This window comes from Streptomyces sp. NPDC003456 (assembly GCF_042878735.1).
Classification (GTDB): Bacteria; Actinomycetota; Actinomycetes; order Streptomycetales; family Streptomycetaceae; genus Streptomyces.
The window spans coordinates 1-25,945 of sequence record NZ_JBIAOK010000001.1; the positions used below are offsets into that span (position 1 = coordinate 1).

The window sequence follows — 25,945 nt, forward strand, 5'->3', positions numbered from 1 at the left end:
TCATGGTCGGCGAAATGCAACTGGAACGACGACACACCCGGCAACGTCCCGGCAGGCGCCCGGATCTCCGCCGGGAAATTCGGCAGCGTCGACAGATCGTTGCCGAACGACGCCGTCTCCGAGGTGAAACGGTCACCGGTAAGCTGCATACCGTCACCCGAATCACCCGCGAACCTGATGACCACCCGGTCCAGGCGGCGGACTTGCTTGTCACGTGTTCCTGGCGCGCCGGGGGGAGTTGCTACCACGGACATTCTTGTGTCGGCTCCTGTCGGGGCTGGTCCGCGCGCGCAGGCAGACACGTCGGCGGACGCGCGTCGCGGTGCGGGTCGTGCACCTCGCCGGAGGCTATGCGGCACGGGTCGAGAGCCACTCGTGCGGCCGCCCGGCAGGGGGCAGGAGCGGCCCTCTCCACCACCCCGCGACCCCCCGTCGAGGAGGGGGCGGGACGCTCGGCGTGAGCTCCAGTGACGGGCGTGAGTCCTCGTGGGGCGACGGACCGCCCGTCGGCGCCCCACATCCCCCGCAGGGCGCCGGCGGGCCGTTTCGCGCGCCGGACCGTACAGACGAAGGGATGCACCAACGGTGAACAGCAGGTGGTTCCGGCGCTTCACCACCCCGGGGAACGGGCCGCGGCTCGTGTGTTTCCCGCACGCGGGGGGTTCCGCGACGGTGTACCGGGGCCTGGCCCGGGCGCTGCCCGCGGACCTCGACGTGGTGTGCTTGCAGTACCCGGGCCGTCAGGACCGGTACCAGGAAGCGCCCTTCACGGATCTGACCCTGCTCGCCGACGCGGCGGCCGGGGAACTGGCGCGGTTGCTGGACTCGGATCCGGGGCGGCCCTACGCCCTGTTCGGCCACAGCATGGGCTCGCTCGTCGCGTTCGAGACGGCCCGGCTGCTCGCCCGGGGCCCGCTGCCGGGCCCGCAGCGGCTGTTCCTGTCCGGGCGGGGCGCGCCGGACGCACGCAGCACCGCCCACTTCGCGCTCTACGACGACGAAGACGTGCTCGCGGAGGTGCGCAGGCTGGGTGGCACCGACCAGTCGATGCTGGACGACCCGGACATCATGGCGATGGCGCTGCCGGCGCTGCGGGCCGACTACCGGGCGCTCGGCAGGTACGAGTGGCGCGAGGGCGAGCCGCTCACCGCCCCGATGACCGTGCTGATCGGGGACAGCGACCCGATGGTGACGGTGGAGGAGGCCGGGACCTGGCGGGCCCACAGCCGCGGGGACGTCACGGTGAAGGTGTTCCCGGGCGGTCACTTCTACCTCTTCGACCACCTCCGGGGCATCGTCGAGACCGTCACCGAAGGGCTCCGCACCGGGACAGCCTCGCCCTGACCGGGCGCCCGTCCGCACCGCCGGGGGCGATCCGGCAGAGCCCCCGCGCGGACCGGCGTGCACTGCCGCGCGGGACCTCCTCGTGCCCGTCGCCGTCGCCCCGGGTGAGCGGCGACGCGCCCCGTGCTCAGAGGACCGCTCCCTCCTTGGTCCGCCTGCTCAGGGCCGGCCGGCTGGAGCGGCCGAGATCCTTCCACATGTCCGACAGCCCGACGACCGTGCGGGCCGCGAACAGCCTGCGGATGGACACCTCCTGGTGCAGCTCCGCCCGGATCAGGCCGACCAGCCTGATCGCCCGCAGCGAGTTGCCGCCGAGGTCGAAGAAGTCGTCGTCGATACCGACCCGGTCCACTTCCAGCACCTCGGCGAAGGCCTCGGCGAGGACGCGCTCGGTGTCGTTGCGCGGTGCCCGGTACCTGTCGTCGTCGAACGCGGGCCGCGGCAGCGCCGCCCGGTCGATCCGGCCGTCCGCGGTGAGCGGCAGGTGGTCCAGGACGGTGAACGCCGCCGGCACCGCGGACTCCGGCAGCCGGTCCGCGGCGAAGCGGCGCAGCTCCTCGGCGGACACGGCCGTGCCCGCCACCGGAAGGGCCCAGGCCACCGGGCGCTGCCGCCCGGAGCCGTCCTCCTCCAGTGCCACCAAGGCCTGCGCCAGTGCGGGGTGCTCGGACAGGGCCTCCTCGACCTCGGCCGGGTCGACGCGGACACCCCGTACGTCTGCCGCCGTGCCGGCGCGGCCGACGTGGGCGAGCCGGCCGTCGGCGGTCCACCGCACGCGGTCCCCGGTCCGGTACATGACGGTGCCGGCCGGGCCGAACGGGCAGGGCACGAAGCGTTCCGCGGTCGCCGCCGCCCGCCCGGGATAGCCGCGGGCCACGCCCGGGCCGGCCACGTGGAGTTCGCCGGCCACGCCGGCGGGGACCGGGGCGAGACCGGGACCCAGGACGTACAGCGCGGTGTGGTCCGCGGGGCGGCCCGCGGTGTCCGCACGACCGACGGGTTCACCGGCCGGGAGGCGGTGGCGGGCGGCGAGACCGGTCGTCTCCGCCGGGCCGTGTGCGGTGACGACCGTCAGCCCGGGGCATGCCTCGCGGACCCGGCGCAGCGCGGCCGGGGACACCCGGCCGTTGCCGGTCCACACCTCGCGCAGTCCGGCGAGACGCTCCGGGTGCGTGGCCGCGAGGGCGGCGAACCGGGCCGCGGGGAGCCACAGCGTGGTGATGCCGTGGGCCGCCCGCAGGCCGGCGGGCGCGTCGGTGTCCAGGGCCCCTTCGGGTGCCACGACCACCCGGCCGCCGTTGAGCAGGGGCGTCCACACCTCCAGGGCGAGCGCGTCGCAGGTGAGCGGCGCGTGCCACAGCACGGTGCCTCGGCCGGCGTCCCGGCACCGGCTGTCCAGGACGAACCGCTCCAGGTTCCGGTGCGTCACGGCGACCGGCCCGGCGGCACCGTCCCGCCCGGTGCCGTGCAGGATCGCCACCAGGTTGTCCGGGTGCGGCGGGACGGCGGCCCCGGGCGCCGGGGTGCCGTCGTCGGGGTCCGCTCGCAGGTCGTCCAGCAGCAGCACCGGCACGCCCGGGCCTGCCGGGAGCGTGGCGGCCGTGCAGCCGTCGGTGAGCAGGACACCGGCCGGGGCGGCGTCCGCCGGGACTGTGCCCGCCGGGGCGGCCGGGTCGAGGGGCAGGGCGGCGGCGCCGGCCTTCGCCACGGCCAGCAGGGCGACGGCCAGGTCCACCGACCGGGGCAGCGCCACCGCGACGACCGTCTCGGGCCCGACGTCGCGGCGACGCAGCGCGGCGGCCAGCCGTCCGGACCGTTCGTCCAGCTCGCGGTAGGAGACCTGCGTGCCGCCGGAGATCACGGCGACGGCGCCGGGATCCCGCTCCGCCTGGCGGGCGAACAGCTCGGGAACCGTCAGCCCGGGCAGCGGCGGGTGCGTGGCGTTCGGCGCCGTCAGCACCCGGTCCCGCTCGGCGCCCTTCACCACGTCGAGGGCGCCGACCGGCTGCTCGCCGGCGGCCGTCACGGCGCGGATGTACGCGATCAGCTCCTCGCCGATGAAGCGCAGCTCGGCGCGGGAGTACAGGGTCGCGGGGGCGTCGAGCCGGACGAACAGGTCGCCGGCGGCGCTGCCGTCGGTGTAGACGCCGATCGCCAGTTCGTCGAAGGTGCCGGTCGTCGCACCGGAGTAGCGCGCCGGGCTGTCGGCGAAGCGCAGCTGCTCGGCGAACTCGACGACGTTGACGACGGCGCCGTAACTGCCGCGCCCGTTCAGGACGGTGCCGCTCGCGCGCTGGATGTCCGAGTAGTGGCAGGCGGTGTGGTCGAAGACGTCGTAGGTCTCGTCGACGATCGCGTCGGCGATCTCGGTGAAGGTCGCGCCGAGCGGGACACGCACGCGTACCGGCACCACGTTCACCGCCAGGCCGGGCGTCCTGGCGGCCACCCCGATGCGGTTGCCGACGGCCAGCGAGAGGAGGAACTCGGGGCGGTCGCAGCGGTGCCGCAGGAACACCGCCGTGGCCGCGGTCAGCAGCTGCGACCTCCACAGGCCCATGGACTGCGCGGTCGCGGTCCACGCGTCCGCCTCGGCGCGCGGAACGGTCAGCGTCCGGCTCGCCATGCCGATGGCCTCGGCCACCTCCGACCAGCGGTCGGCGCCGCTCATCGGCTCGCAGAGCGCGGAGCGCTCCGCGTCGGACAGGGCGACGCGCGGAACCTGCGCGGGTGCGGGCGCGTCCGTCAGGTACGCACGCCAGAAGTCGGTGTCCTCGGTGAACTTCGGGGAGGCGAGGTAGTCCACCGCTTCGGACGCGAAAGACTCCGCATCCCACGGCTGCGGCAGCTCGGGGACCTCCTCGCGCCGTGCCAGCGCCGTGTACACCTCGGCGAGGCGTTTCGACAGCAGGCCGCCGGCGCCGAAGCCGTCCGAGACCAGGTGGTGGTAGGCGATCACCAGCAGGGAGCGGGTCGCGGCGAGTCTGACCACGCCCAGCCGGAACAGCAGGTCCCGCCCCAGGTCGAAGGGCTCGCGCACCATGTCGGCCAGTGCCTCGCGCGCCGCCTGCTCGGGATCGTCCTCGGCGCTGAGGTCGAGGAGGAAGGGCCGCCAGTCCCCCAGTTCCCGGGGTACCAGTCGCAGCCCGCCGCCGTCGTCGGCGAAGGTGACGCGCAGGACCTCCGCCTCCTCCATCACGTGCAGGAACGCGGATTCCATGATCGCCGCGTCCAGATCGCCGTCCACGTCCCACATGGTCAGCGCATGGTTCGGCGTGTCGGGAGCCATGTGCTGCGCTCGCCACATTCCTTGATGCGCAGACGACGTACCGAACGTACGCACACAGATCAACCCCTCAGCAGACAGGCCCGGGTATCGGGGGGATTTCGCAGATCACCCCCACCCTCGGGGGCGCGGGCCGGCCGCTCAAGACGACCGGGTGCCCGGCGGGACGAGCAGTCGCCCGACTGTGGTGTCCCGCCGGCGGGACGGTTCTACGGCGCTGAACGGCGCTCGCGGCACGGCGGGTTCACCGCGGGCCTCACCGGGCCGTCAGGGAGGTGATGTGCTGGGCGATCCGCCGTGGTGACGGATGCCGGAGCACCAGATTCGCCCTCAGCGCGAGCCCGGTCGACGCGGACAGGCGCTTGCTGAGCTCCACCGAGAGCAGCGAGTCGAACCCGAGTTCCTTGAACTGCTGGTCGGGGTCGACGGATCCGACGGAGGGGTGTCCGAGGACGACGGCGACCTTCTCGAGGACGTGGTCGAGGGCGAGCGTCGCCGCTTCGTCGCAGCTCAGGGCGGAGAGCTGTTCGGAGAGGGGGACGAGGTGGTCCTCGCCCGCGTCCGGCTCCGCGGGGGCCGCCTCCGCCACCGCCGGCGTGTGCGAGGGCTCGAGCCAGTACCGGCGCCGCTGGAACGCGTACGTGGGCAGATCCACCCGGCGGCGCGTGCCGAACAGGGCGCCGAAGTCCACGGTTGCGCCCCGGACGTGGAGCCCGGCCAGCGAGCCGAGCACGGCCTCCACCTCGCCCCGGTCCCGCCGCGACGACGACAGGACCAGCGCGCCGTCCACGTCCTCGACCATCTCCTCCACCGGGACGGTCAGCACGGGGTGCGGGCTCATCTCGATGAACACCCGGAAGCCGTCCTCGGCCAGCCGCCGGATCGACGAGGCGAAGCGGACCTTCCGGCGCAGGTTGTCGTACCAGTACGCGCCGTTCAGTTCCGCGGTGTCGATGACCTCGCCGTGCAGGGTCGAGTAGAAGGGCAGGTCCGACGATGCCGGACTCACGTCGAGGAGCGCGCCGGTCACCTTCTCGCGGACCCGGCTCACCTGGTGGGAATGGGAGGCGTAGTCGACGGATATGCGCCGGGCCTGGACGCCGTCGGCCCTCATCTTCTCGACGAACTCGTCGAGTGCGTCCGGTTCGCCGGAGACCACCACGGAGCGGGGGCCGTTGACCACGGCGACGCTCACCCTGCCGCTCCACGGCGCCAGCCGCCGGGTCACCACCTCCTCGGACTCCGCGACCGACGCCATGCCGCCGTGACCGATCAGATCCACCAGGGCCTTGCTGCGCAGCGCCACGATCTTGGTGGCGTCCCGCAGGGAGAGCGCGCCGCACACGTAGGCGGCGGCTATCTCGCCCTGGCTGTGGCCCACCACCGCGGCCGGTTCCACGCCCCAGGAGCGCCACAGGGCGGCCGTGGACACCATCACCGCGAACAGCGCCGGCTGCACCACGTCCACCCGGTCCACGGACGGCGCCCCCGCCGCGCCCAGGATCACGTCGAGCAGCGACCAGTCCGTCCACTCGGCCAGCGCGGCCGCGCACGCGTCGAGGCTCTGCGCGAAGACGGGGAAGGCGTCGTACAGTTCCCGGCCCATGCCGACCCACTGCGAGCCCTGCCCCGGGAACATGAAGGCGACGCCGCCGAGGTTCCCGGCGGCGCCGCGCACCACCGCGGGGGACTCCGCGCCGGTGCTCAACGCCGCCAGGCCCGCGAGCAGTTCGTCACGGTCACGGCCCAGCACCACCGCGCGGTGCTCGAACTGCGACCGGCCCGACACCAGCGACCAGCCGGCATCGGCGAGGTCCAGGTCCGCGTCGGCTGCGGCGCGCTCGCGCAGTCTGCCCGCCTGCTGCCGGAGGGCCTTCGCGCTCCTGCCCGACACCACCCAGGGAACCAGGCCGCCGGTGACGCCCGCGTCCGGGCCCGGCGCGGGTGCCTGTTCCTGCGGCGGTGCCTCTTCCAGGATCACGTGCGCGTTGGTGCCGCTGACCCCGAACGACGACACCCCGGCCCGCCGCGGGCCGTCCGCCCGGGGCCACTCACGGCCCTCCGCCAGGACCTCGACCGCGCCGGACGACCAGTCCACGTGGCGCGACGGCTCGCCCACGTGCAGGGTCTTGGGCAGGTGGCCGTGGCGCATGGCCAGCACGGCCTTGATGACACCGCCGACCCCGGCGGCGGCCTGGGCGTGCCCCATGTTCGACTTCAGCGACCCCAGCCAGAGCGGCCTTCCCGCGGCCCGGCCCTGCCCGTAGGTGGCCAGCAGGGCGCCCGCCTCGATGGGGTCGCCCAGCGCGGTTCCGGTGCCGTGGCCCTCGACCAGGTCGACCTCCGCGGGGGCGACCCCCGCGTTCTCCAGGGCCTTGCGGATCACCTTCTCCTGGGCGCGGCCGTTGGGGGCGGTCAGGCCGTTGCTGGCCCCGTCCTGGTTCACCGCGCTGCCGCGGACGACGGCCAGGACCGGGTGGCCCGCCCGGCGGGCGTCGGACAGCCGCTCGAGCAGCAGCACCCCCACCCCCTCGGCCCAGCCGGTCCCGTCGGCCCCGTCGGCGAAGGCCTTGCACCGGCCGTCGGCCGACAGAGCGCGCTGGCGGGAGAACTCCACGAACATCGCGGGCGTCGGCATCACCAGCGCGCCACCCGCCAGCGCCAGCGAGCACTCCCCCGAACGCAGCGACCGCACCGCCATGTGCAGGGCCACCAGCGACGAGGAGCACGCCGTGTCCACCGACACCGCGGGGCCGGTCAGCCCCAGTTCGTACGCCACCCTGCCGGACGCGACGCTCAGCGCGCTGCCGTAGAGCAGGTAGCCCTCCAGCTCCTTGTGGCCGCCCTCCAGGAAGCGCCATCCGTACTCGGACGAGCTCACCCCGGAGAAGACGCCGACGTCCGTCCCGCGCACGTCGGCGGGAACGATGCCGGCCCGCTCGAAGGCCTCCCACGACGTCTCCAGCAGCAGGCGATGGTGGGGATCGACCGCCAGCGCCTCCCGCGGGCTGATGCCGAAGAAGTCCGCGTCGAACCCGGCCACGTCGGCCAGGAACCCTCCCTGGCGGGTGTAGGAGGTGCCGGAGGTGTCCGGATCCGGGTCGTACACGTCCCGCCAGCCGCGGTCCTCGGGGAAGGCGCCGATGACGTCGCGGCCGTCGCGCAGCACCTCCCACAGGTCCTCGGGCGAGGACACGCCTCCCGGGTAGCGGCACGCCATGGCCACCACGGCGATCGGCTCGCCTCGGCCGGCCTTCAGGGCGTCGTTCTCCTGCCGGAGGCGGTCGCGCTCCTCCAGCAGCGTGCGCAGCGCCCGCTGGACCCGGTCCGCGCCGTCCGCCGTGCGATCGGCCGAGCTGGTCATGTCGCTCACCTCTTCTCCTCCAGGGCCAGGTCGACCAGTGCTTCCAGGTCCATGTCCGACAGCGGGTCCGCGCCGGTGTCCTCGTCCGCCGGCTGACCGTCGCCGCCGGGCGGGGCCGGGTCGGCGCAGGCCAGCACCAGCTCCAGCAGGCCCGCCTCGCGCAGCCTGCCGATCGGGACGTTGCGCAGCGCCTCCCGGACGCGCTCGTCCTCGGCGTCCCCGGCGTCGTCGGCCGTGTCCGTGTCCGGTGCCGCGCGCAGCAGGCCGAGCAGGTGCTCGGCCAGCTCGCGGGGTGTCGGGTAGCTGAAGACGAGGGTGGACGGCAGGCGCAGCCCGGTCGGGGCGGCGAAGCGGTTGCAGAGTTCGACCGCGGTCAGCGAGTCGAATCCGAGGTGGGTGAACGCCTGGTCGACGTCGACGGCCGTGTCGGACGGGTGTCCGAGCACGAGGGCGGCCTGCTCGCGGACCCAGTCCACGACGACGGTCCGCGCCTCCTCCGCCGGCAGGGCGGCCAGCCGGGCGGACAGCCCGGCCGGGCCGGCGTCCCCGACGGTGCCCGCCCCGTTCCGGTGTGGACGAGCGCCCTCGGCGAGGTCGCGCAGGAGCAGCGGCGGCTCGGTCCCGGTTGCGCGCCGCAGCGCGGCGATGTCCAGGCGGGCCGGGACGAGGACGGGCTTGCCGTTCGCGCACGCCGCGTCGAAGAGGGCCAGTGCCTCGGGTGTCGGCATCGCGGCGACGCCCGTCCGCCGCAGCCGGGACAGGTCGGCCCGGTCCAGTTCCCCGGTCATGCCGCTGCTCTGCTCCCACCAGCCCCAGCACAGCGAGGTGCCGGCCAGGCCGACCGCCCGGCGCTGCGCCGCCAGACCGTCCAGGAAGGCGTTGGCCGCGGCGTAGTTGGCCTGTCCCGCGTTGCCGAGCGTGCCCGCGAGGGCGGAGAACTGGAGGAACGCCGACAGGGGGCGGTCCCGGGTCAGTTCGTGCAGGTTGACCGCACCGCCGGCCTTGGCGCGCAGCACGTCCTCGACGCTGCGGGCGGTCAGCGACTCGACGGTGCCGTCCGCGAGCACGCCCGCGGCGTGCACGACCGCGGTCAGCGGGTACCGGCCGGGCAGGTCCGCGAGCAGGTCCGCCACGGCGGCCCGGTCCGCGACATCGCACGCGACCACCCGTACCGCCGCTCCTGCCCCCTCCAGCTCGGCGACCAGCTCGGGAACCCCCTCGGCGGCCGGTCCGCGGCGGCTCGCCAGCAGCAGGCTCCGCACCCCGTGCCCGGTGACGAGGTGCCGGGCCACGAGCGAACCCACTCCCCCGGTCCCGCCGGTGACCAGCACGGTGCCCCCGCCGAAGCCGCCGCCCACCTCGAGGACCAGCTTGCCGACGTGGCGGCCCCGGCTCATCTCGCGGAAGGTGCGGCGCGCGTCGCGGATGTCGCTCAGGGAGACCGGGTTCAGCTGCACCCGCCCGTCGGCGAACAGGTCCATGACGGCCCGGAACATCTCCTGGATCGCGTCCGGGCCCGCCTCGTAGAGGTCGAAGGCCTCGTAGTCGACTCCGGGGTGATCGGCCGCGATCCGGCGGGCGTCGCGGATGTCCGTCTTGCCCATCTCGACGAAGTGCCCGCCCCGGGGCAGCAGGGTGAGCGAGGCGTCGACGAAGGCGTGCGCGAGGGAGTTCAGCACGACGTCCACACCGCGGCCGTGCGACGCGTCGAGGAACTTCTCGGCGAACGCCAGATCCCGTGACGAGGCCAGGTGCGTCTCGTCCACTCCCAGGGCGCGCAGCACGGGCCACTTGGCGGGACTCGCGGTCGCGTAGATCTCGGCGCCGACGTGCCTGGCCAGGCGGACGGCGGCCATCCCGACGCCGCCTGCCGCGGCGTGGATGAGGACGCGCTGCCCCTTCCGGAGCTTCGCCACCCGGAAGAGCGCGTGGTAGGCGGTGAGGAAGGCGCACGGGACGGACGCCGCCTCGGCGAGGCTCCAGCCGTCGGGGACGGGGGCGAGCATGCGGTGGTCGGCGACGGCCGTGCGGCCGAAGGCGCCGCTGAAGATGCCCGTCACCCGGTCGCCCGGCGCCAGGTCCGGCACGTCGTCCGCGACGTCCAGCACGACTCCGGCGCCCTCGCTGCCGAGCCCGGCGTCGATGGCCGTCCGGTCGATCAGCCCCAGCGCGATGGTGACGTCCCGGAAGTTGAGTCCCGCGGCCTGCACGGCGATACGGACCTGACCGCTGGCCAGGGGCGCCTCCACCTCGGGGCACGCCACCCAGGTCAGGTTCTCCAGCGTGCCCTTGCTCGGCAGGCCCAGGCGGTGGGCGCCGGCCGGCGGCGGCTCGATCCGGTGGCCGGCGGGGGTGGCCGCTGTCAGCCGGGGGACGAGGCAGGCGCCGTCGCGCAGCGCCAGTTGGTCCTCGCCGGCGGCGAGCACGTCCGGGAAGCACGCCCAGGACGTGTCCTCGTCGTCGGTGTCCACGAGCCGGAACCGGCCGGGGTGCTCGGTCTGGGCGGACCGGATCAGGCCCCACACGGACGCGCCGGGGAGGCTCTCGACGCGCTCGCCCGCACCGGTGTCGACGGCCAGGCGGGTGAGCACCACCAGCGTGGACCGGGCAAGGCGTTCCTCGGCGAGGAACCGCTGGACCCAGTCCAGGACGCGCTTGTCCGTGTCGACGGCCGCGGTGAGCGGATCGGTGCCGTCGGCGACGAAGTCGTCGGGGCACAGGACGAGGTGCCGGGGTGCCTCCCCCGACAGGACGTCCTCCAGGGACGTGGAGCACAGGACGCTCCCGCCGCCCGCCTCGACGAGCCGGGAGGCCAGGCCGCTCTCGGTGCCGAGGGCGCACCACCGCCCCGGGTGGGGTGCCCGCCGGCTCCGCTCGGCCGGGCGCCACCCGGTCTCGTACAGCGACTGCTCGGGGGCGCCGCCTGCCGGGCGCATCTGCTCCGCGCTCGCCGGCCGGAACGTCAGCGTCTCGACATGGGCGATCGTGCGTCCGTGCTCGTCGCCGACCGCCACCGACACGGCGCCCTCACCGGCCGGGGAGAGGCGCACCCGCACCGTCGGGCCGCACCGCCCGGCCAGGTCCACGCCGGACCACGAGAAGGGCATCCAGCCCCGCTCACCCGTGACCTCGATGACTCCGCCGGCCACCACCGCGTGCAGGACGGTGTCCATCAGTGCCGGATGCAGTGCGAACCCGCCGCCGGCCGGGCTCCCGGCGGTCTCCGGCAGGGTGGCGAGGGCGTAGACGTCGTCCCCGTGCCGCCAGACCTCCCGCAGCCCGCGGAAGGCCGGGCCGTAGTCGAAACCCGCGTTCGCGAAGGAGGCGTAGAGACCGTCGAAGTCGAGCCGCCGGGCCCCGGCCGGGGGCGCGACGACGGGCGGGCGCGGACCGGCCGCCGAGGCGGCCGTGTGCGGTGTGCCCGGTGCCAGGCTCCCCCTGGCGTGGCGGGTCCAGCCGCCCGCCTCCGGGCTGTCGTCGCCGGGGCCCGAGTACACGTCCAGGGAGCGGCGTCCCGTCTCGTCCGCCGCGCCGGCGACGACCCGTACCCGCACGTCGCCCGAGTCGGGCAGGACCAGGGGGACTTCCAGGGTGAGTTCCTCGACCGCGGGGCACCCGACGTGGCCGCCCACCGACAGCGCCAGGTCCAGGTGGGCCGTCGCCGGCACGACGACCGCACCGAACACGGCGTGGTCGGCCAGCCAGCCGTGGGTCCGCACGGACCACAGGCCGGTGAACACCACCTCGCCGGTGCCGGGGTGGTCGACCACGGCACCGAGGAGCGGGTGCCCGGGCGCCGACAGCCCGGCGGAGGAGACGTCCGCCGCCACCGTGCCGGACAGGAAGTCCAGCCAGTACCGCTGCCGCTGGAACGCGTACGTCGGAAGGTCCACCCGCCGGCGCGTGCCGAACAGGGCGCCGAAGTCCACGGATCCGCCCCGGACGTGCACGTCCGCCAGCGCGCCGATCAGCGCCCGCGGCCCGCTGCTGCCTCGCCGCGACGCCGACAGGACCACCGCGTCGTCGACGCCCTCGCCGGCGAAGGCCTCCTTGGTGATGCTCGCGAGCGCGGCTCCCGGCCCGACCTCGAGGAAGACCTGCCCGCCGGCCGCACGGGCGCACTCCACCGCGTCGTGGAAGCGGACGGGTTCGCGGACGTGGTCCACCCAGTACCCGGCGGACGCCAGCTCCTGCGGCGTGACCTCGCGGCCCAGCACGGTGGAGACGATCGGGACGGCCATCTCGCCCGCGGTGAACTCGCCGAGCGCTTGTGCGAACTCCGCCAGGACCGGGTCCATCAGCGGGGAGTGGAAGGCGTGGTCCACCGCGAGCGGCTTCACCGGCGTGCCGTCGGCGGCGAGCCGGTCGCGGACGGCGTGGACCTGGGCGCGCAGACCCGAGACCACGACCGACTCCGGGCCGTTGACGGCGGCGATGCCGACGCGGTCGTACTCGCCGAGCAGCGTGCGCACCGCGGCCTCCGTGGCGCGTACGGCCAGCATGGCGCCGGGCTCGGTGACCGTCTGCATGGCCCGTCCGCGTGCGGCCACCAGCCGGGCCGCGGTGTCCAGGTCGAGGACCCCCGAGACGTGGGCGGCGGCGATCTCACCCACGGAGTGGCCGATCAGGTGGTCGGGCCGCGGGAGGTACCGCGCCAGCACCCGGTACAGGCTGACCTGCAGGGTGAACAGCGCCGGCTGCGCGATGTCGGTGCGGCCGGCTTCGGCGGGCTCGGCGGCGAGGAGCAGCGGCTTCAGCGCGAAGGGGAGGTGCGCGTCGAAGCGTGCGCAGATCTCGTCGAGGCTGCGCGCGAAGTCGGGGAAGGTGTCGTACAGCTCCCGCGCCGCACCCGCCCACGGCGAGCCCTGGCCGGGGAACATGAGGACGGTCCCGCCGAGTTCCCCGGCGGCACCGCGTACCACCGCGGCGGACTCGGTGCCCTCGCTCAGCGCGGCCAGAGCGCGCAGCAACGTGTCCCGGTCGTGGCCGAGCACCACCGCCCGGTGCTCGAACCGCGTCCGGCTCGACACCAGCGACCAGCCGGTGTCGGCGAGGTCCAGGTCCGCGTCGGCGGCGAGATCGTGCAGCTTCCGCGCCTGCGCCCGCAGTGCCTGCTCCGACCGGGCCGACAGCACCCACGGGACCGGCCCGCCCGCACTGCCGGGCGGCTCACCGGTGACGCCGTGGGCCGTCTCCTGCGCGGGTGCCTGTTCGAGGATCAGGTGCGCGTTGGTGCCGCTGGCGCCGAAGCTGGAGACGCCCGCCCTGCGGGGCCGGCCGTCGGGCGTGCTCCACCCCCTGGCCTCGGTCAGCAGTTCCACGGCCCCCGCCGACCAGTCCACGTGCGTCGACGGCCGGTCCACGTGCAGGGTCCGGGGCAGCACCCCGTGACGCATCGCCATGACCATCTTGATGACGCCGCCGACACCCGCGGCCGCCTGCGTGTGACCGATGTTCGACTTCAGCGACCCGAGCCACAACGGGCCGGCCGGGTCCCGGTCCTGCCCGTAGGCGGCCAGCAGCGCCTGCGCCTCGATGGGATCGCCCAGCGTCGTACCGGTCCCGTGCGCCTCCACCGCGTCCACCTCGCCCGGCTGTAGGCGGGCGTTGGCCAGCGCGGCCCGGATCACGCGCTGCTGTGCCGGTCCGCTGGGTGCGGTCAGGCCGTTGGACGCCCCGTCCTGGTTGATCGCCGAACCGCGGATCACCGCCCAGATCCGGCGCCCGTTGCGCCGCGCGTCCGACAGCCGCTCCAGGACCAGCACGCCCGCGCCCTCGGAGAAGCCGGTGCCGTCCGCCGCGTCCGCGAACGCCTTGCACCGGCCGTCCGCCGACAGACCCCGCTGCCGCGACATCTCCCGGAACACCTGCGGCATCGCCATGACGGTGACACCGCCGGCCAGCGCGAGGCCGCACTCGCCCTGGCGCAGCGACTGCACCGCCTGGTGCACGGCCACCAGCGACGACGAGCACGCGGTGTCGGTCGACACCGCCGGGCCCTGAAGACCCAGCACGTACGCCACGCGTCCGGAGGCGACGCTCAGCAGGGAACCGGTCTGCGCGTACCCGGAGATGACCTCGGGGGTGGTGAAGTGGTTGCCGTATCCGAAGTACGCCAGGCCGGCGAACACGCCGGTGCTGCTGCCGCGCAGGGTCTGCGGGTCGATACCGGCCCGTTCCAGGGACTCCCACGAGGTCTCCAGCAGCAGCCGCTGCTGCGGGTCGGCGGCGAGCGCCTCGCGCGGGTTGATCCCGAAGAAGTCGGCGTCGAAGTCGCCCGCGTCGTACAGGAACCCCCCGGAGCGCGTGGAGCAGGTGCCGGGCCGGTCCGGGTCCGGGTCGTACAGGCTCTCCAGGTCCCAGTTGCGGTCGTCGGGGAAGTCCGACACGACGTCGGCACCCGTGCGCACCAGCTCCCACAGTTCCTCCGGGGAGGTCACCCCTCCCGGATAGCGGCAGGCTGCGCCCACGATCGCGATGGGCTCGGCGGCGGCGTCCGTCAGCTCCTTGAGGCGTTCACGTGTCTCGATCAGCTCGATCGAGGTCCGCTTGAGGTAGTCGAGAACCTCTGTGTTGGTGTCGTGTGTCATCGTCTTCCCCTAGCCGAGCTCTTTGTCCAGCAGCGCGAGGAGCTCCCCCGCCGAGGCCGCACCGATCCGGTCGACGATGGCGTCCGCTGATCCGTCACCCGCCATCGAGCGGACTCGGCCCTGCAGCTCACCGAGCAGAGTGGAGATGGTGGTCCGGTCCTCCTCCGCGAGCGCGCGGAACTCCTCCTCGATCCGGGCGCCCAGTCCTTCGATCTCCCGGACCAGGTGATCGGCCGGGCCCCCGGGGCCCGCGGCGTGGTCCGGGGTGACGCTCGCTGCCAGGAACCGGGCGACGGCGGCCGGGTTCGGGTGGTCGAAGACGAGCGTGGCGGGCAGTTTCAGGCCGGTCGCCGCCGCCAGTGCGTTGCGCAGCTCCAGCGCCGTGAGCGAGTCGATCCCGAGCTCCCTGAACGCCGTGGCGGGACCGATCCGCCCGGTGCCGGCGTGACCGAGGACGAGCGCGGTCTGCGTCCGCACGGCCTCGAGCAGCGCCGTCTCCGCCTCGGCCGGCGGCAGCGACCTCAGCCGCTGCGCGAGCACGATGCCGGCCCGCTCCCGGCCTGCCGGGCCGCCCGGCCCGGCGTGCGTCCCCGCCAGGTCGCGCAGCAGCGGCGAGACCATCCGGCCGGTGTCCGGTGCGCCCGGCGCGGGGAGGTGCAGCCGCACGGGCACCAGCACCGGCTCGTCCACCGAGACCGCCGCGTCGAAGAGCGCGAGTCCCTCCTGCGACGACATGGGCCGCACGCCCTGCCGCCCGAGGCGTGCGACGTCCGAGTCGCCGAGATCGGCGCTCATCTCGCTGCGCTGCGCCCAGAAGCCCCAGCACAACGAGGCGGCGGGCAGGCCCCGGGCCCGGCGGGCTTCCGCGAGGCCGTCGAGGAACGCGTTGGCCGCCGCGTAGCCGGCCTGTCCCGCCGTGCCGAGCACACCCGCGACCGATGAGAACAGCACGAACGCGGACAGGTCCAGATGCCGGGTCAGCTCGTGCAGGTGCCAGGCACCGCGCACCTTCGGTGCGAGGACCGCGTCCAGCCGGTCCTCGGTCAGCGCCTCGACGACGCCGTCGTCCAGCACACCCGCGCAGTGCACGACCGCCACCAGGGGGTGTTCGGACGGTACCGCGGCGATCAGTTCGGCGACGGCGTCGCGGTTCGTGACGTCGCAGGCCACGACCTCGACATGGGCCCCGGCCCCGGTCAGTTCCTCCCGCAGCGCCGCCGCCTCCGGAGCCGCCGGCCCGCGCCTGCTGGTCAGCACCAGCCGGCGCACCCCGTGCCGCTCGACGAGGTGCCGGGCCAGCATCGCGCCCAGACCGCTCGGGCCGCCGGTGATCAGCACCGAACCGGAGCCGAGGGCGGAGACGTCCGGTGCGGCGGGCCCGGCGGGGGCGTGGGCCAGGCGGGGGGTGGTCGCGGCGCCGGCCCGGATCTTGAGCTGCGCCTCTGCGGTCGCGGCCGCCGCCGGGACGAGTGCCCGGGAGGCGGGCCGGCCGTCCGTGTCCACGAGCGTGAAGCGGCCGGGGTTCTCGGTCTGAGCGGCGCGTACGAATCCCCAGATCGCGGCCGCCGCGGGGTCCGGGTGGGGGACGTGCTCGTCGTGGAAGGCTCCACGCGTCACGATGACCAGGCGTGACGCGGAGAACCGGTCGTCCGAGAGCCAGTCCCGCATCCACCGCAGTACACGGTGGAGGGTGCGCTCGACGGCGGCGGGTGTGTCGCCACCGTCACTGCCGCCGCCGCTGTCGCCGCCGTCCCTGTCGGCGCGGTCGATGCCGGCGATGACGACCGGGGGTATGTCCCCGCCGCGGGCGGCGAGTTCGCCGAGGTCGGCGACGTCCGTCCCGTGCGGTTCGGCGTACGCCTCGGACGCGCCCAGCACCGCGTACCGTCCTGTGGCCCCGCCGGAGGCGACCGTGAGGGGGGCCCAGTCCACCCGGAACAGCGAGTCCCGGTGGTCGAAGCCCAGCTCGGCCAGCCGGGCGGCGTCGGCGGGCCGCAGGCTCAGCGAGGCGACGCCGCCGACCGGGGCTCCGGCCTGGTCCGCGAGCGTCACGGACAGCGCGTCCCCCTCCGCGGGGGCGAGAGCCACGCGCAGCGCCGTCGGGCGGGCGGCGTTCAGGCGCAGGCCCGTGCAGCGGAACGGCAGCCCGCCCGCGCGCACGGAGTCGTCGCCGAACTGCCCGAGGCCGATCGGGAGCAGGGCGGCGTGGAGCAGCGCCGGGTGGACGTGGAACCGGCCGCGGTCCGCCCCGTCGGGTGCGGGCAGCTCCACCTCCGCGAAGAGGGTCTCACCCCGGCGCCACACCTCCTTCAGACCGCGCAGCAGTGGTCCGTGGCCGAACCCGAGGGCGGACAGGCGGGTGTACTCGTCCTCGAAGGGCACCCCGGTCGCGCCCGGGGGAGGCCATGTGGTGAGGTCTTCCGCCGCGGGGGCCGCCAGGGCACCGGACCCGACGGCCCCGACGGCGTTGCGGGTCCACCCGGTCTCGCCCTCGGCCCGTGAGTGCACACTGACGGCACCCTCGCCGTCGACCACGACGCGGATCTCGCGAGCGGCGGTCCGGGACAGCACCAGCGGTGTCTCCAGGGTGAGTTCGCCGACCTCGTCCCAACCGGCCCGGTGCGCCGCCCACACCGCCAGCTCCGCCGGCACCGCCCACGGCACCAGGACGGCGCCGTGGACGACATGATCGGCCAGCCACGGGTGGCGCTCCGGCGACAGACGCCCGCTGCCCACCACTCCGGCGCGCTCGCCGTCGGCGGGCAGCTCGATCACCGCGTCGAGCAGCGGGTGGTCGGAGGTGCTCGCGCCGGTGGTCTCGCCGGGTGTGTCCAGCCAGTGGCGCTGCCGCTGGAACGGGTACGTGGGCAGCTCGACCCACCGGCCCTCCCAGCCCGGGAACGCCGCCTGCCACCTCACGTCGAGGCCCGCCTCGAAGGCCTCGGCCGCCGACCGGTACAGGCGCGCGAGGCCGCCCTCGTCGCGGCGCAGCGAACCCACCACGAACCCGGTGGCACCGGGGGTGGTGTCGAGGATCTCCTGGACGGTCATCACGAGCAGCGGGTGCGGGCCGACCTCGACGACCGCGGCGCCCGGCTCCTGTTCGGCCAGGCGCCCCATGGCGGCGGCGAACCGGACCGGTTCGCGCAGGTTGCGGTACCAGTAGGCCGCGTCGAGCTCCATCGGGTCGATCAGCCCACCGGTCACGGTCGAGTAGATCGCCACCGGTGAGGGCAGCGGGGTGATGGGGCCCAGCTCCTCCGGGAGCCGGTGCGCGAACCGGTCCATCAGCGGCGAGTGGCCGGGCACGCTGGACTTGATCAGCCGTGCGCGGGCGCCCTCGGCCCGGCAGGCCGCGACCAGTTCCTCGACCGCGTCGGTCTCGCCGGAGACCGCCGTCGAGTTCGGTCCGTTCACCGCGGCGATCCCGATCCGGGACTCCCGCCCCTCCAGCAGCTCCCGCACGCGGTGTTCGGGCAGCAGGACGCCCGCCATGCGGCCCTGCCCGGCGACCGTGGCGAGGAGGCGGGAGCGCAGGGCCACGATCTTGGCCGCGTCCCGCAGGGTGAGGGCGCCCGCGACGCAGGCCGCGGCGATCTCGCCCTGGGAGTGGCCGATCACCACGTCCGGGGTCACGCCCAGCGAACGCCACACCCGCGCCAGCGACACCATGACCGCGAACAGGGCGGGCTGGACGACGTCGATGTCCTCCAGGTCCGCCGCCTCCGGCCCTCCGCACACGGTGTCGACCAACGACCAGGAGACCCACGGCCGAAGTGCCTCGGCGCACGCGTGCAGTTGCTCGGCGAAGACCGGGGAGGACTCCATGAGTTCCCTGCCCATCGCGATCCACTGCCCGCCCTGGCCCGGGAAGACGAACACCGTCCTGCCCACCGGCTTCGCGACGGCGGGCGGCCCGCTCGCGGGAGAGGACTCCTGACCCGTGCCGACGGCGGCCAGCGCGGCGAGCAGTTCCTCCCGGTCGGCGCCGATCACCACCCGGCGGTGCTCGAACAGCGACCGCGTCGTCACCAGCGAGTGCCCCACGCCCGCGAGCGGCAGGTCCGCGTCCGCGGCCAGGCTGTCCCGCAGCCGCAGCGCCTGCGTCCGCAGCGCCTGCTCCGACCGCGCCGACAGCACCCACGGCACCGGCCCGGGGGCACCGGCGGACACCAGCCCGGTGGCGGGGTCCGCGGTGTCACGACCCGGGACCCGATCCTGCCCAGGGGTTCCGGGTGCCTGATCGGGGGTGCCGGGTTCCTGATCGATGGTGCCGGGTGCCTGTTCGAGGATCAGGTGCGCGTTGGTGCCGCTGATCCCGAAGGACGACACGCCCGCCCTGCGGGGCCGGCCGCCGGGCGTGCTCCACCGCCTGGCCTCGGTCAGCAGTTCCACGGCCCCCGCCGACCAGTCCACGTGCGTCGACGGCCGGTCCACGTGCAGGGTCCGGGGCAGCACCCCGTGACGCATCGCCATGACCATCTTGATGACGCCGCCGACACCCGCGGCCGCCTGCGTGTGACCGATGTTCGACTTCAGCGACCCGAGCCACAACGGGCCGGCCGGGTCCCGGTCCTGCCCGTAGGCGGCCAGCAGCGCCTGCGCCTCGATGGGATCGCCCAGCGTGGTGCCGGTCCCGTGCGCCTCCACCGCGTCCACCTCGGCGGCCGACAGCCCGGCATCGGCCAGCGCCGCCCTGATGACCCGCTGCTGCGCGGTTTCGCTGGGTGCGGTCAGGCCGTTGGACGCCCCGTCCTGGTTGATCGCCGAACCGCGGATCACCGCCCAGATCCGGCGCCCGTTGCGCCGCGCGTCCGACAGCCGCTCCAGGACCAGCACGCCCGCGCCCTCGGAGAAGCCGGTGCCGTCCGCCGCGTCCGCGAACGCCTTGCACCGGCCGTCCGCCGACAGACCCCGCTGCCGGGCGAGTTCCACGAACATGCCCGGGGTCGGCAGCGTCGACACCCCGCCGGCCAGTGCCAGCGTGCACTCCCCGGACCGCAGGGAACGCACGGCCTGGTGCACGGCGACGAGCGACGACGAGCACGCGGTGTCGGTCGACACCGCCGGGCCCTGAAGACCCAGCAGGTACGCCACCCGGCCCGAGGCCACGCTGTTGTAGGTCCCCGTGAGCGAGAAGCCCTCCACGTCGCCGGCCGCCCCGCCGCCCATCCGCGGGCCGTAGTCGACGCGGTAGAGCCCGGTGAACACCCCGGTCGCCGACCCGCGCAGCCCGGCCGGGTCGATGCCCGCCCGTTCCAGCGCCTCCCACGACGTCTCCAGCATCAACCGCTGCTGCGGGTCCATCGCCAGCGCCTCGCGCGGGCTGATACCGAAGAACGGCGCGTCGAAGCCCGCCAGATCGGTCAGGAACCCGCCCGTGCGCGTGTACGTCTTCCCGTGCGCCTCGGGATCGGGGTCGTACAGCGCCTCCACGTTCCATCCCCGGTCGCGCGGGAAGTCGCCCATCGCGTCCACACCGTCGGACACGACCGACCACAGTTCCTCGGGGGACGTCACCCCGCCCGGGAAGCGGCACCCCACACCCACGACGGCGACAGGCTCGTACGCGGACTCCTCCAGCTCGCGCACCCGCTCGCGCAGCTCCTGCGCGTCGCCGACGGCACGTCGCAAGTAGGAGCGGAGCTTGTCGACTTCCTCCACCAGGCCTCCCTCAACGGAACGGTTTGCTCGGACAACGGGTGTGGCTAGACGTATCCGCGGTCGATCAGGGCGTAGAGATCGTCGTCGCTGCTGCCTTCCAGAGGCGTCTCCCCCGCCGGTTCCGGAGCACCGGGCGCCTCGGGTGCGAGGAGGGAGAAGAGGTGGAGGGCGAGCTCGTGCGGAGTGGGGTGGGTGAACGCGACGGTGGCCGGGAGCCGCACACCGGCCACCGAGTTGAGCCGGTTGCGCAGTTCCACCGCCATCGAGGAGTCGAAGCCCAGAGCCTTGAAGGTCTCGGCCGACCTCGCCTCCAGCGCGGCCCCCGGCAGTTCCGCGCCCTTCGCGCCCAGCAGCGCCGCGGTCTCGGCGCACACGAGCGTGCGGACCGCCGAGGGCGAGTCGAGCCCGGCCGCCCTGGAGTCCGGGCCCGGTGCGCCCGCCTGCGCGGCGGGGCTGCCGTTCCCGGTGCCGGCGGAAGCCGTCAGCCAGTACCGCCGGCGCTGGAACGCGTAGGTCGGCAGGCCGATCCGGCGCGGGCGGTGCGCGGCGAACAGCGGTTGCCAGTTCACCGGCACCCCGCGCACGTGCAGTTCGGCCAGCGAGCTCAGGATCTTGCCCGTGCTCCCGTCGTGCTTGCTGAGGGTGCCCACCACCGGCGGCGGGCTCGCCAGCGCGTCGGCGGCCTCCTCCATCGCCACCTGGAGCACGGGGTGCGGGCTGACCTCCACGAACACGCCGCCCCGCTCGCGCATCAGGGCCTCGACGACCTCGCCGAAGCGCACCATGGAGCGCAGGTTGCCGTACCAGTACGCGCCGTCGAGCTGGCGTGTGTCGAGCGGCCCCCCGGTGACGGTGGAGTGGAACTCCACCGCCGATTCCCTCGGCGCGACACCCGCGGTGTCCCGCAGGACGCGGGACCGGATGCGTTCGACGTGGTGGGAGTGCGAGGCGTAGTCCACCTTGATCCGTCGCACCCGGACGCCGTCCTCGGCCGCCGTGGCCGCGAACTGCTCCAGTGCCTCGTCGTCCCCGGAGACCACCACCGACTCCGGCCCGTTGACGGCGGCCAGGGAGAGCCTGCCGGACCACCGCTCCAGCCGGTCCCGGACCCAGCCGGGGGACGCGGCCACCGCGCTCATCCCGCCCAGGCCGGCCAGACCGGTCAGGGAACGGCTGCGCAGGGCGACGATCCGGGCCGCGTCCTCGAGCGAGAGCGCCCCGGACACGCAGGCCGCGGCGATCTCGCCCTGCGAGTGCCCCACCACGGCGTCGGGGGTCACTCCCAGCGACCGCCACACCTGCGCCAGCGAGACCATCATCGCGAACAGCGCCGGCTGGACCACGTCCACCCGGTCCAGCGAGGCGGCCTCCGGTGCACCGGTGACCACGTCGGCCAGCGACCAGTCCACCCACGGCGCCAGGGCCCGTTCGCACGCGTCGATCGCCTGGGCGAAGACCTCCGACTCCGCGTACAGCCGCGCGCCCATGCCGAGCCACTGCGAGCCCTGGCCGGGGAACACGAAGACGACCGGGCCCACCTGCCCCGTGGCCACGCCGCGGACCGTCCGCGCCGCGTCGCCGCCGGCCGCGAGCAGGCCGAGACCGGCCAGCGACTCCGCGCGGTCCTCGGCGAGGACCACCGCCCGGTGCTCGAACAGCGACCGTGTCGACACCAGGGAGTGCCCCACGTCGGCGGGCGACAGCGACGCGTCGGCGGCCACGAGGTCCCGCAACCGGGCCGCCTGCTCCCGCAGGGCGGGCTCCGACCGGGCCGACAGCACCCACGGCACCGTCCCGGAGCCGCCCGCGGACGTCATGTCCGCATGCTCGGCGCGGGGTCCGGCCGCTTCCTCCGGGGCCTGCTCGATGATCACGTGCGCGTTGGTGCCCCCCATGCCGAACGCGGACACTCCCGCCCGTCGCGGTCTGCCGGGTTCGCCCGGCCAGGGCCGTGGGGCGCTCGGGACCTCGAAGTCCTCCTGGAAGTGGGGGACGGCGGGGTTCGGCGAGCGGAAGTTCAGGCTCGGGACCAGCCGGCCGTGCTCCACGCAGAGCACCGCCTTCAGGAAACCGGCCATTCCCGCCGCCGGCTCCAGATGCCCGATGTTCGTCTTCACCGACCCGACCGCCAGGGGGCGGCGGCGGCCGGTGCGCCGGAACACCTCGCGCAGCCCGGACAGTTCGGCCGGATCGCCCAGCCGGGTGCCGGTGCCGTGCGCCTCGACGTAGTCGACCGTGTCGAACCCGACAGCCGCGCGGTCGAGAGCGGACAGCACGGCCGCCGCCTGCCCGCCCGGGCTGGGATCGGGCATCCGGCTGGTCGCTCCGCCGCTGCCGACGCCCCAGCCGCGCACCACCGCGTGGACGTGGTCGCCGTCGGCGAGCGCGAGGTCGAGCCGCTTCAGCAGGACGAACGCCCCGCCCTCGCCCCGGGCGAACCCGCTGGCCCGTGCGTCGAAGGTGAAGCAGCGGCCGTCGGGCGACAGGGCGCCCAGGTTGGCCAGGCCGCCGCCCGTCTCCGGGTCGACGATCAGGTGCACGCCGCCGGCGATCGCCAGGTCGACCGCGCCGCCGCGTATCCGCTCGCACGCCATGGCCAGCGACACCAGGGAGGAGGACTGGCCCGAGTCCGCGCACAGGCTCATGCCGCGCAGGTCGAACAGGCCGGAGATCCGGTTCGCGACGAGCGCACCGCTGGAGCCCAGCGCCGCGTAGTGGTCGTCCCTGTCGCTGCCGGACAGCCTGCGCAGCAGCTCGTACCCGGAGGACCCGGCGCCCACCACGACGTCGATCTCGCGGCCGGCGAGCGAGGCCGCGGGGATGCGGGCGTCCTCGACGGCCTCCCAGGCCAGTTCCAGACCCAGCCGCTGCACCGGGTCCATGGCGGCCGCCTCCGCCGCCGGTGTGCCGAAGAAGTCGGCGTCGAACCCGTCGACGGAGTCGAAGAACGAACCGGCGTCCAGGGTGGCGGCATCCGGGTGGGACGCGTGGCGGGAACGCGCGTCGGCGGCCCGCTGCCCGGGGAACGTCCCGAGGGTCGACTTCCCGTCGAGCAGCAGGCGCCAGAACCCGGCCGGGTCGTGCACACCGGGAAAGCGGCACGACATTCCGACGACGGCGATGTCGGTGGCTGCGCGACTCATACGTGTTCCTTCCGGTTCCCTCGGTGTACGGCTCTCGGCCACGGCGGCCCCGCCCTCACGGCCAGCGGGTCAGTGACGTCCGCAGCCCGGGCGGCGCGTCCATGAAGTCGTAGTGGCCTCCGTCGGCCACCCGGAACTCGACCGAGTCCGCGTAATGGCGCCACCCCCGCAGGTCGGCGAGGCGCACGTCGGGGTCGTCCCGCCAGTGCAGGACGACGACGGGGCAGTCCACCGCGACCGGCTCCTCGCGCCGGTACGCGCCCGCTGCCGCGTGGTCACGGAGCAGCACCATGAGACCGAGCTCGACCATGTCGGGCCGCGGCTCGACGCCCCGGCCGCGCAGGAACGACTCGACCTCGGCGCGCAGTTCGGGCTCGGTCATGGCGAGCATCCGGTCGCGCGAGGCGTCGTGCGGGGCCGGCTGGCCGGACACGAACAGGCAGTCCGGTGTGGGCAGACCCAGTTCGGCGAGCCGGAGCACGGTCTCGTAGGCGGGCAGCGCGCCCGCGCAGTGCCCGAAGAACGCGAACGGCCGGTCGAGCAGCGGCGCCAGGTGTCCGGCCAGGTCGGCGGCGAGGTTCTCGTAGGTGCCGTAGTGCGGATGGGCCAGGCGGTTCTCGCGGCCGGGGAACTGCACCGGGCAGACCTCGATGCCGTCGATCGCGGCCGGCCAGGCGCTGAAGGCCGAGGCACCGGAACCGGAGAAGGGGAAGCAGAAGATCCGGGCGGGGTGGACGGTGGCCGGCGGCCGGACGAACCACGGCGACACGGTGGGCGGGGAGCCGGACGTCATGGCGTGTACCGCTTCCGGACGACGACGGGCAGGTGGGTCATCCCGGCGATGAAGTACGACCGCAGGTGCTGCGGTTCGCCGGCGAGCTCGATCGATCCGCACCGCCGGAGCAGTTCCTCGAAGAAGACGCGCAGCGTCATCCGGGCCAGCGGCGCCCCGATGCAGAAGTGCGGTCCGAACCCGAACGCGCCGTGGCGCTTGGCACCGTGGCGCGTGATGTCGAAGGTGTGCGGATCGGGGAACTGGGAGGCGTCCCGGTTGGCCGACCCGATCCACGCCACGACCGCCCCGCGGGCCGGGATCGTGCCTCCGGCGATCCGGACGTCGTCCACCGCGTACCGCATGAAGTTGCACGCGGCCGAGGTCCAGCGCAGTCCTTCCTCGACGAGGTTGGGGATCAGCGTCGGATCGGCCTGTGCCTTCTCGTACTGCTCGGGCCGCTCGACGAGCGCCTGGACCGTGCCGGAGACGGTGTGCGGCGTCGTCACGTTGGCGCCGAGGAGGATGCTGTAGCCGTCGAGGGCGATCTCCTCGTCGCTGAGCGCCGCGCCGCCGGGGCGGACGCTCATGAGGTGGTGGAGCAGACTGTCCTCCTCGCCTCCGGTGGCCCGCCGCGTCCTGACCCAGTCCTTGACGTAGGTGACGAGCTCGTGGTGGGCGATGGCCAGGGTCGCGGCCTCGTTGCCCACCCGGAAGTGGGGGTCCGAGGGGGCCGTCACCATGGCGGTCAGCTGGACGAGCTCCTCCCAGTCCTGCTCCGGGAGGCCGAGGAGAGGGCCTGTGACCATCGCCGGGAGGAGCAGCGCCTTCTCGGCCAGGTCGAAGGTCTCGCCGTCGAGCGCCGGCTGGAGGAAGCGCACGACGGTCCGGCGGATCCCGTCCTCCCAGGACTGCACCGCCCGCGCGGTGAGCCGGGAGCCGAGCGGCCGGCGGACCTCGGTGTGCCGCGGGGGGTCGGTGGACGTCAGCAGCACGCCCGCTGCCACGTCGTCGGTCCCGAGGTGGGTGGGGACGGTGCCCCGCTCCGAGGTGAACTCCCGGTGGTCGCCGAGCACGCGGCGGACGTCCTCGTAGCGGGTCACCGACCAGAACTCCCGGCCGTCGGGGAGGACCTGGTGGTGCAGGGGTGCCTTCGCCCGCATCGCGTCCCAGACCGGGTGCGGATCGCCCGACGCGTAGAGGTCCAGGTCGAACAGGTCGATGCCGTCGAGGTCGACGTCGCGCTCGGGACCCGGCGTCAGCCTCACGTGCCTCCCCTCCCCTGCTCGATCAGCCCGGCGACCCGCGCCGGCGTCTGCGCCAGGTAGAAGTCGCGCACGGACAGCTGGATGCCGTAGTCCTGTGACACCCGTTCGATGATCTTGATGCCGGTCAGCGAATTGCCGCCGAGCGCGAAGAAGTCGTCATCCGCGCCGACCTCGGGTTGATCGAGGTGTTCCGCCCACAGCTTCGCGATTTCCTGCACCAGCGGCGCCGGTGCGCTCGACGGCGCGGCTTGCGACGATTCCATTGCCATTCTTTCCTTCCTCCGCCGACCGGGAATTCCCGCTCGCGTCCTTTTCGGCCCTTTCTCCGGACCGTCACCGCCATCACGACCGCCGGGGGCGCTGTGCGTTGTCCCGCCGGCGAGACGAATTCCTGGAATGGCCGAATCGAGTGTCGCGTGAATTCCCGTCCGCTCACCCCGTGCCGGTGGCCTCCGGCACCCGCCCCGCGATGGGGTTGAGCCCGGGGCATCCGCTGCTCGCGGACCGTCCCGCCGGC

At 74.5% G+C, this 25,945-nt stretch carries 9 protein-coding genes and 1 pseudogene; 1 reads left to right on the top strand and 9 read right to left on the bottom strand.

The features are described 5' to 3' along the window. Positions 1–254 (bottom strand): annotated as a pseudogene (locus ACFYWG_RS00005) (2-oxoglutarate ferredoxin oxidoreductase subunit alpha); the annotation flags it as partial. A 331-nt stretch (positions 255–585) separates the two neighbouring features. Here ACFYWG_RS00005 and ACFYWG_RS00010 point away from each other — a divergent pair. Further along, positions 586–1,344, top strand: a complete 759-nt coding sequence (locus ACFYWG_RS00010; RefSeq protein ID WP_389198078.1) for a thioesterase II family protein — start codon at positions 586–588, stop codon at positions 1,342–1,344. A gap of 127 nt (positions 1,345–1,471) precedes the next feature. On the opposite strand, the gene ACFYWG_RS00015 is transcribed toward ACFYWG_RS00010, so the two are convergent. From ACFYWG_RS00015 to ACFYWG_RS00050, 8 genes are all read right to left on the bottom strand, one after another. After that, entirely contained in the window at positions 1,472–4,684 is a 3,213-nt protein-coding gene (locus ACFYWG_RS00015) for an AMP-binding protein (RefSeq protein WP_389198080.1), read from the bottom strand. A 199-nt stretch (positions 4,685–4,883) separates the two neighbouring features. Next, positions 4,884–7,991: a type I polyketide synthase gene (locus ACFYWG_RS00020; protein WP_389199413.1), complete on the bottom strand. Its 3,108-nt coding sequence runs from the start codon at positions 7,989–7,991 to the stop codon at positions 4,884–4,886. A 5-nt stretch (positions 7,992–7,996) separates the two neighbouring features. After that, on the bottom strand, positions 7,997–14,581 hold the full coding sequence (locus tag ACFYWG_RS00025) for a type I polyketide synthase (protein ID WP_389198082.1): 6,585 nt from the start codon (positions 14,579–14,581) through the stop codon (positions 7,997–7,999). A 9-nt stretch (positions 14,582–14,590) separates the two neighbouring features. Then, positions 14,591–20,245: an SDR family NAD(P)-dependent oxidoreductase gene (locus ACFYWG_RS00030; RefSeq protein WP_389198084.1), complete on the bottom strand. Its 5,655-nt coding sequence runs from the start codon at positions 20,243–20,245 to the stop codon at positions 14,591–14,593. A gap of 44 nt (positions 20,246–20,289) precedes the next feature. Continuing rightward, entirely contained in the window at positions 20,290–23,388 is a 3,099-nt protein-coding gene (locus ACFYWG_RS00035) for a type I polyketide synthase (protein WP_389198086.1), read from the bottom strand. 55 nt (positions 23,389–23,443) lie between these two features. Continuing rightward, positions 23,444–24,181, bottom strand: a complete 738-nt coding sequence (locus ACFYWG_RS00040; protein ID WP_389198088.1) for a thioesterase II family protein — start codon at positions 24,179–24,181, stop codon at positions 23,444–23,446. Then, positions 24,178–25,428, bottom strand: a complete 1,251-nt coding sequence (locus tag ACFYWG_RS00045; protein ID WP_389198090.1) for a cytochrome P450 — start codon at positions 25,426–25,428, stop codon at positions 24,178–24,180. The genes ACFYWG_RS00040 and ACFYWG_RS00045 overlap by 4 nt, the downstream gene beginning before the upstream one ends. Beyond that, positions 25,425–25,691, bottom strand: coding sequence for a phosphopantetheine-binding protein (locus ACFYWG_RS00050; RefSeq protein WP_389198092.1), 267 nt, complete (start codon positions 25,689–25,691; stop codon positions 25,425–25,427). Before ACFYWG_RS00050 ends, ACFYWG_RS00045 begins: the two co-directional genes overlap by 4 nt. Between the last annotated feature and the right edge of the window lie 254 nt (positions 25,692–25,945).

Excerpts from the sequence above, each read along its gene's own strand:
- ACFYWG_RS00025 (WP_389198082.1), bottom strand. The coding sequence starts at position 14,581 with ATGACACACGACACCAACACAGAGGTTCTCGACTACCTCAAGCGGACC.
- ACFYWG_RS00020 (WP_389199413.1), bottom strand. The coding sequence starts at position 7,991 with ATGACCAGCTCGGCCGATCGCACGGCGGACGGCGCGGACCGGGTCCAG.
- ACFYWG_RS00035 (WP_389198086.1), bottom strand. The coding sequence starts at position 23,388 with ATGAGTCGCGCAGCCACCGACATCGCCGTCGTCGGAATGTCGTGCCGC.
- ACFYWG_RS00050 (WP_389198092.1), bottom strand. The coding sequence starts at position 25,691 with ATGGAATCGTCGCAAGCCGCGCCGTCGAGCGCACCGGCGCCGCTGGTG.
- ACFYWG_RS00040 (WP_389198088.1), bottom strand. The coding sequence starts at position 24,181 with ATGACGTCCGGCTCCCCGCCCACCGTGTCGCCGTGGTTCGTCCGGCCG.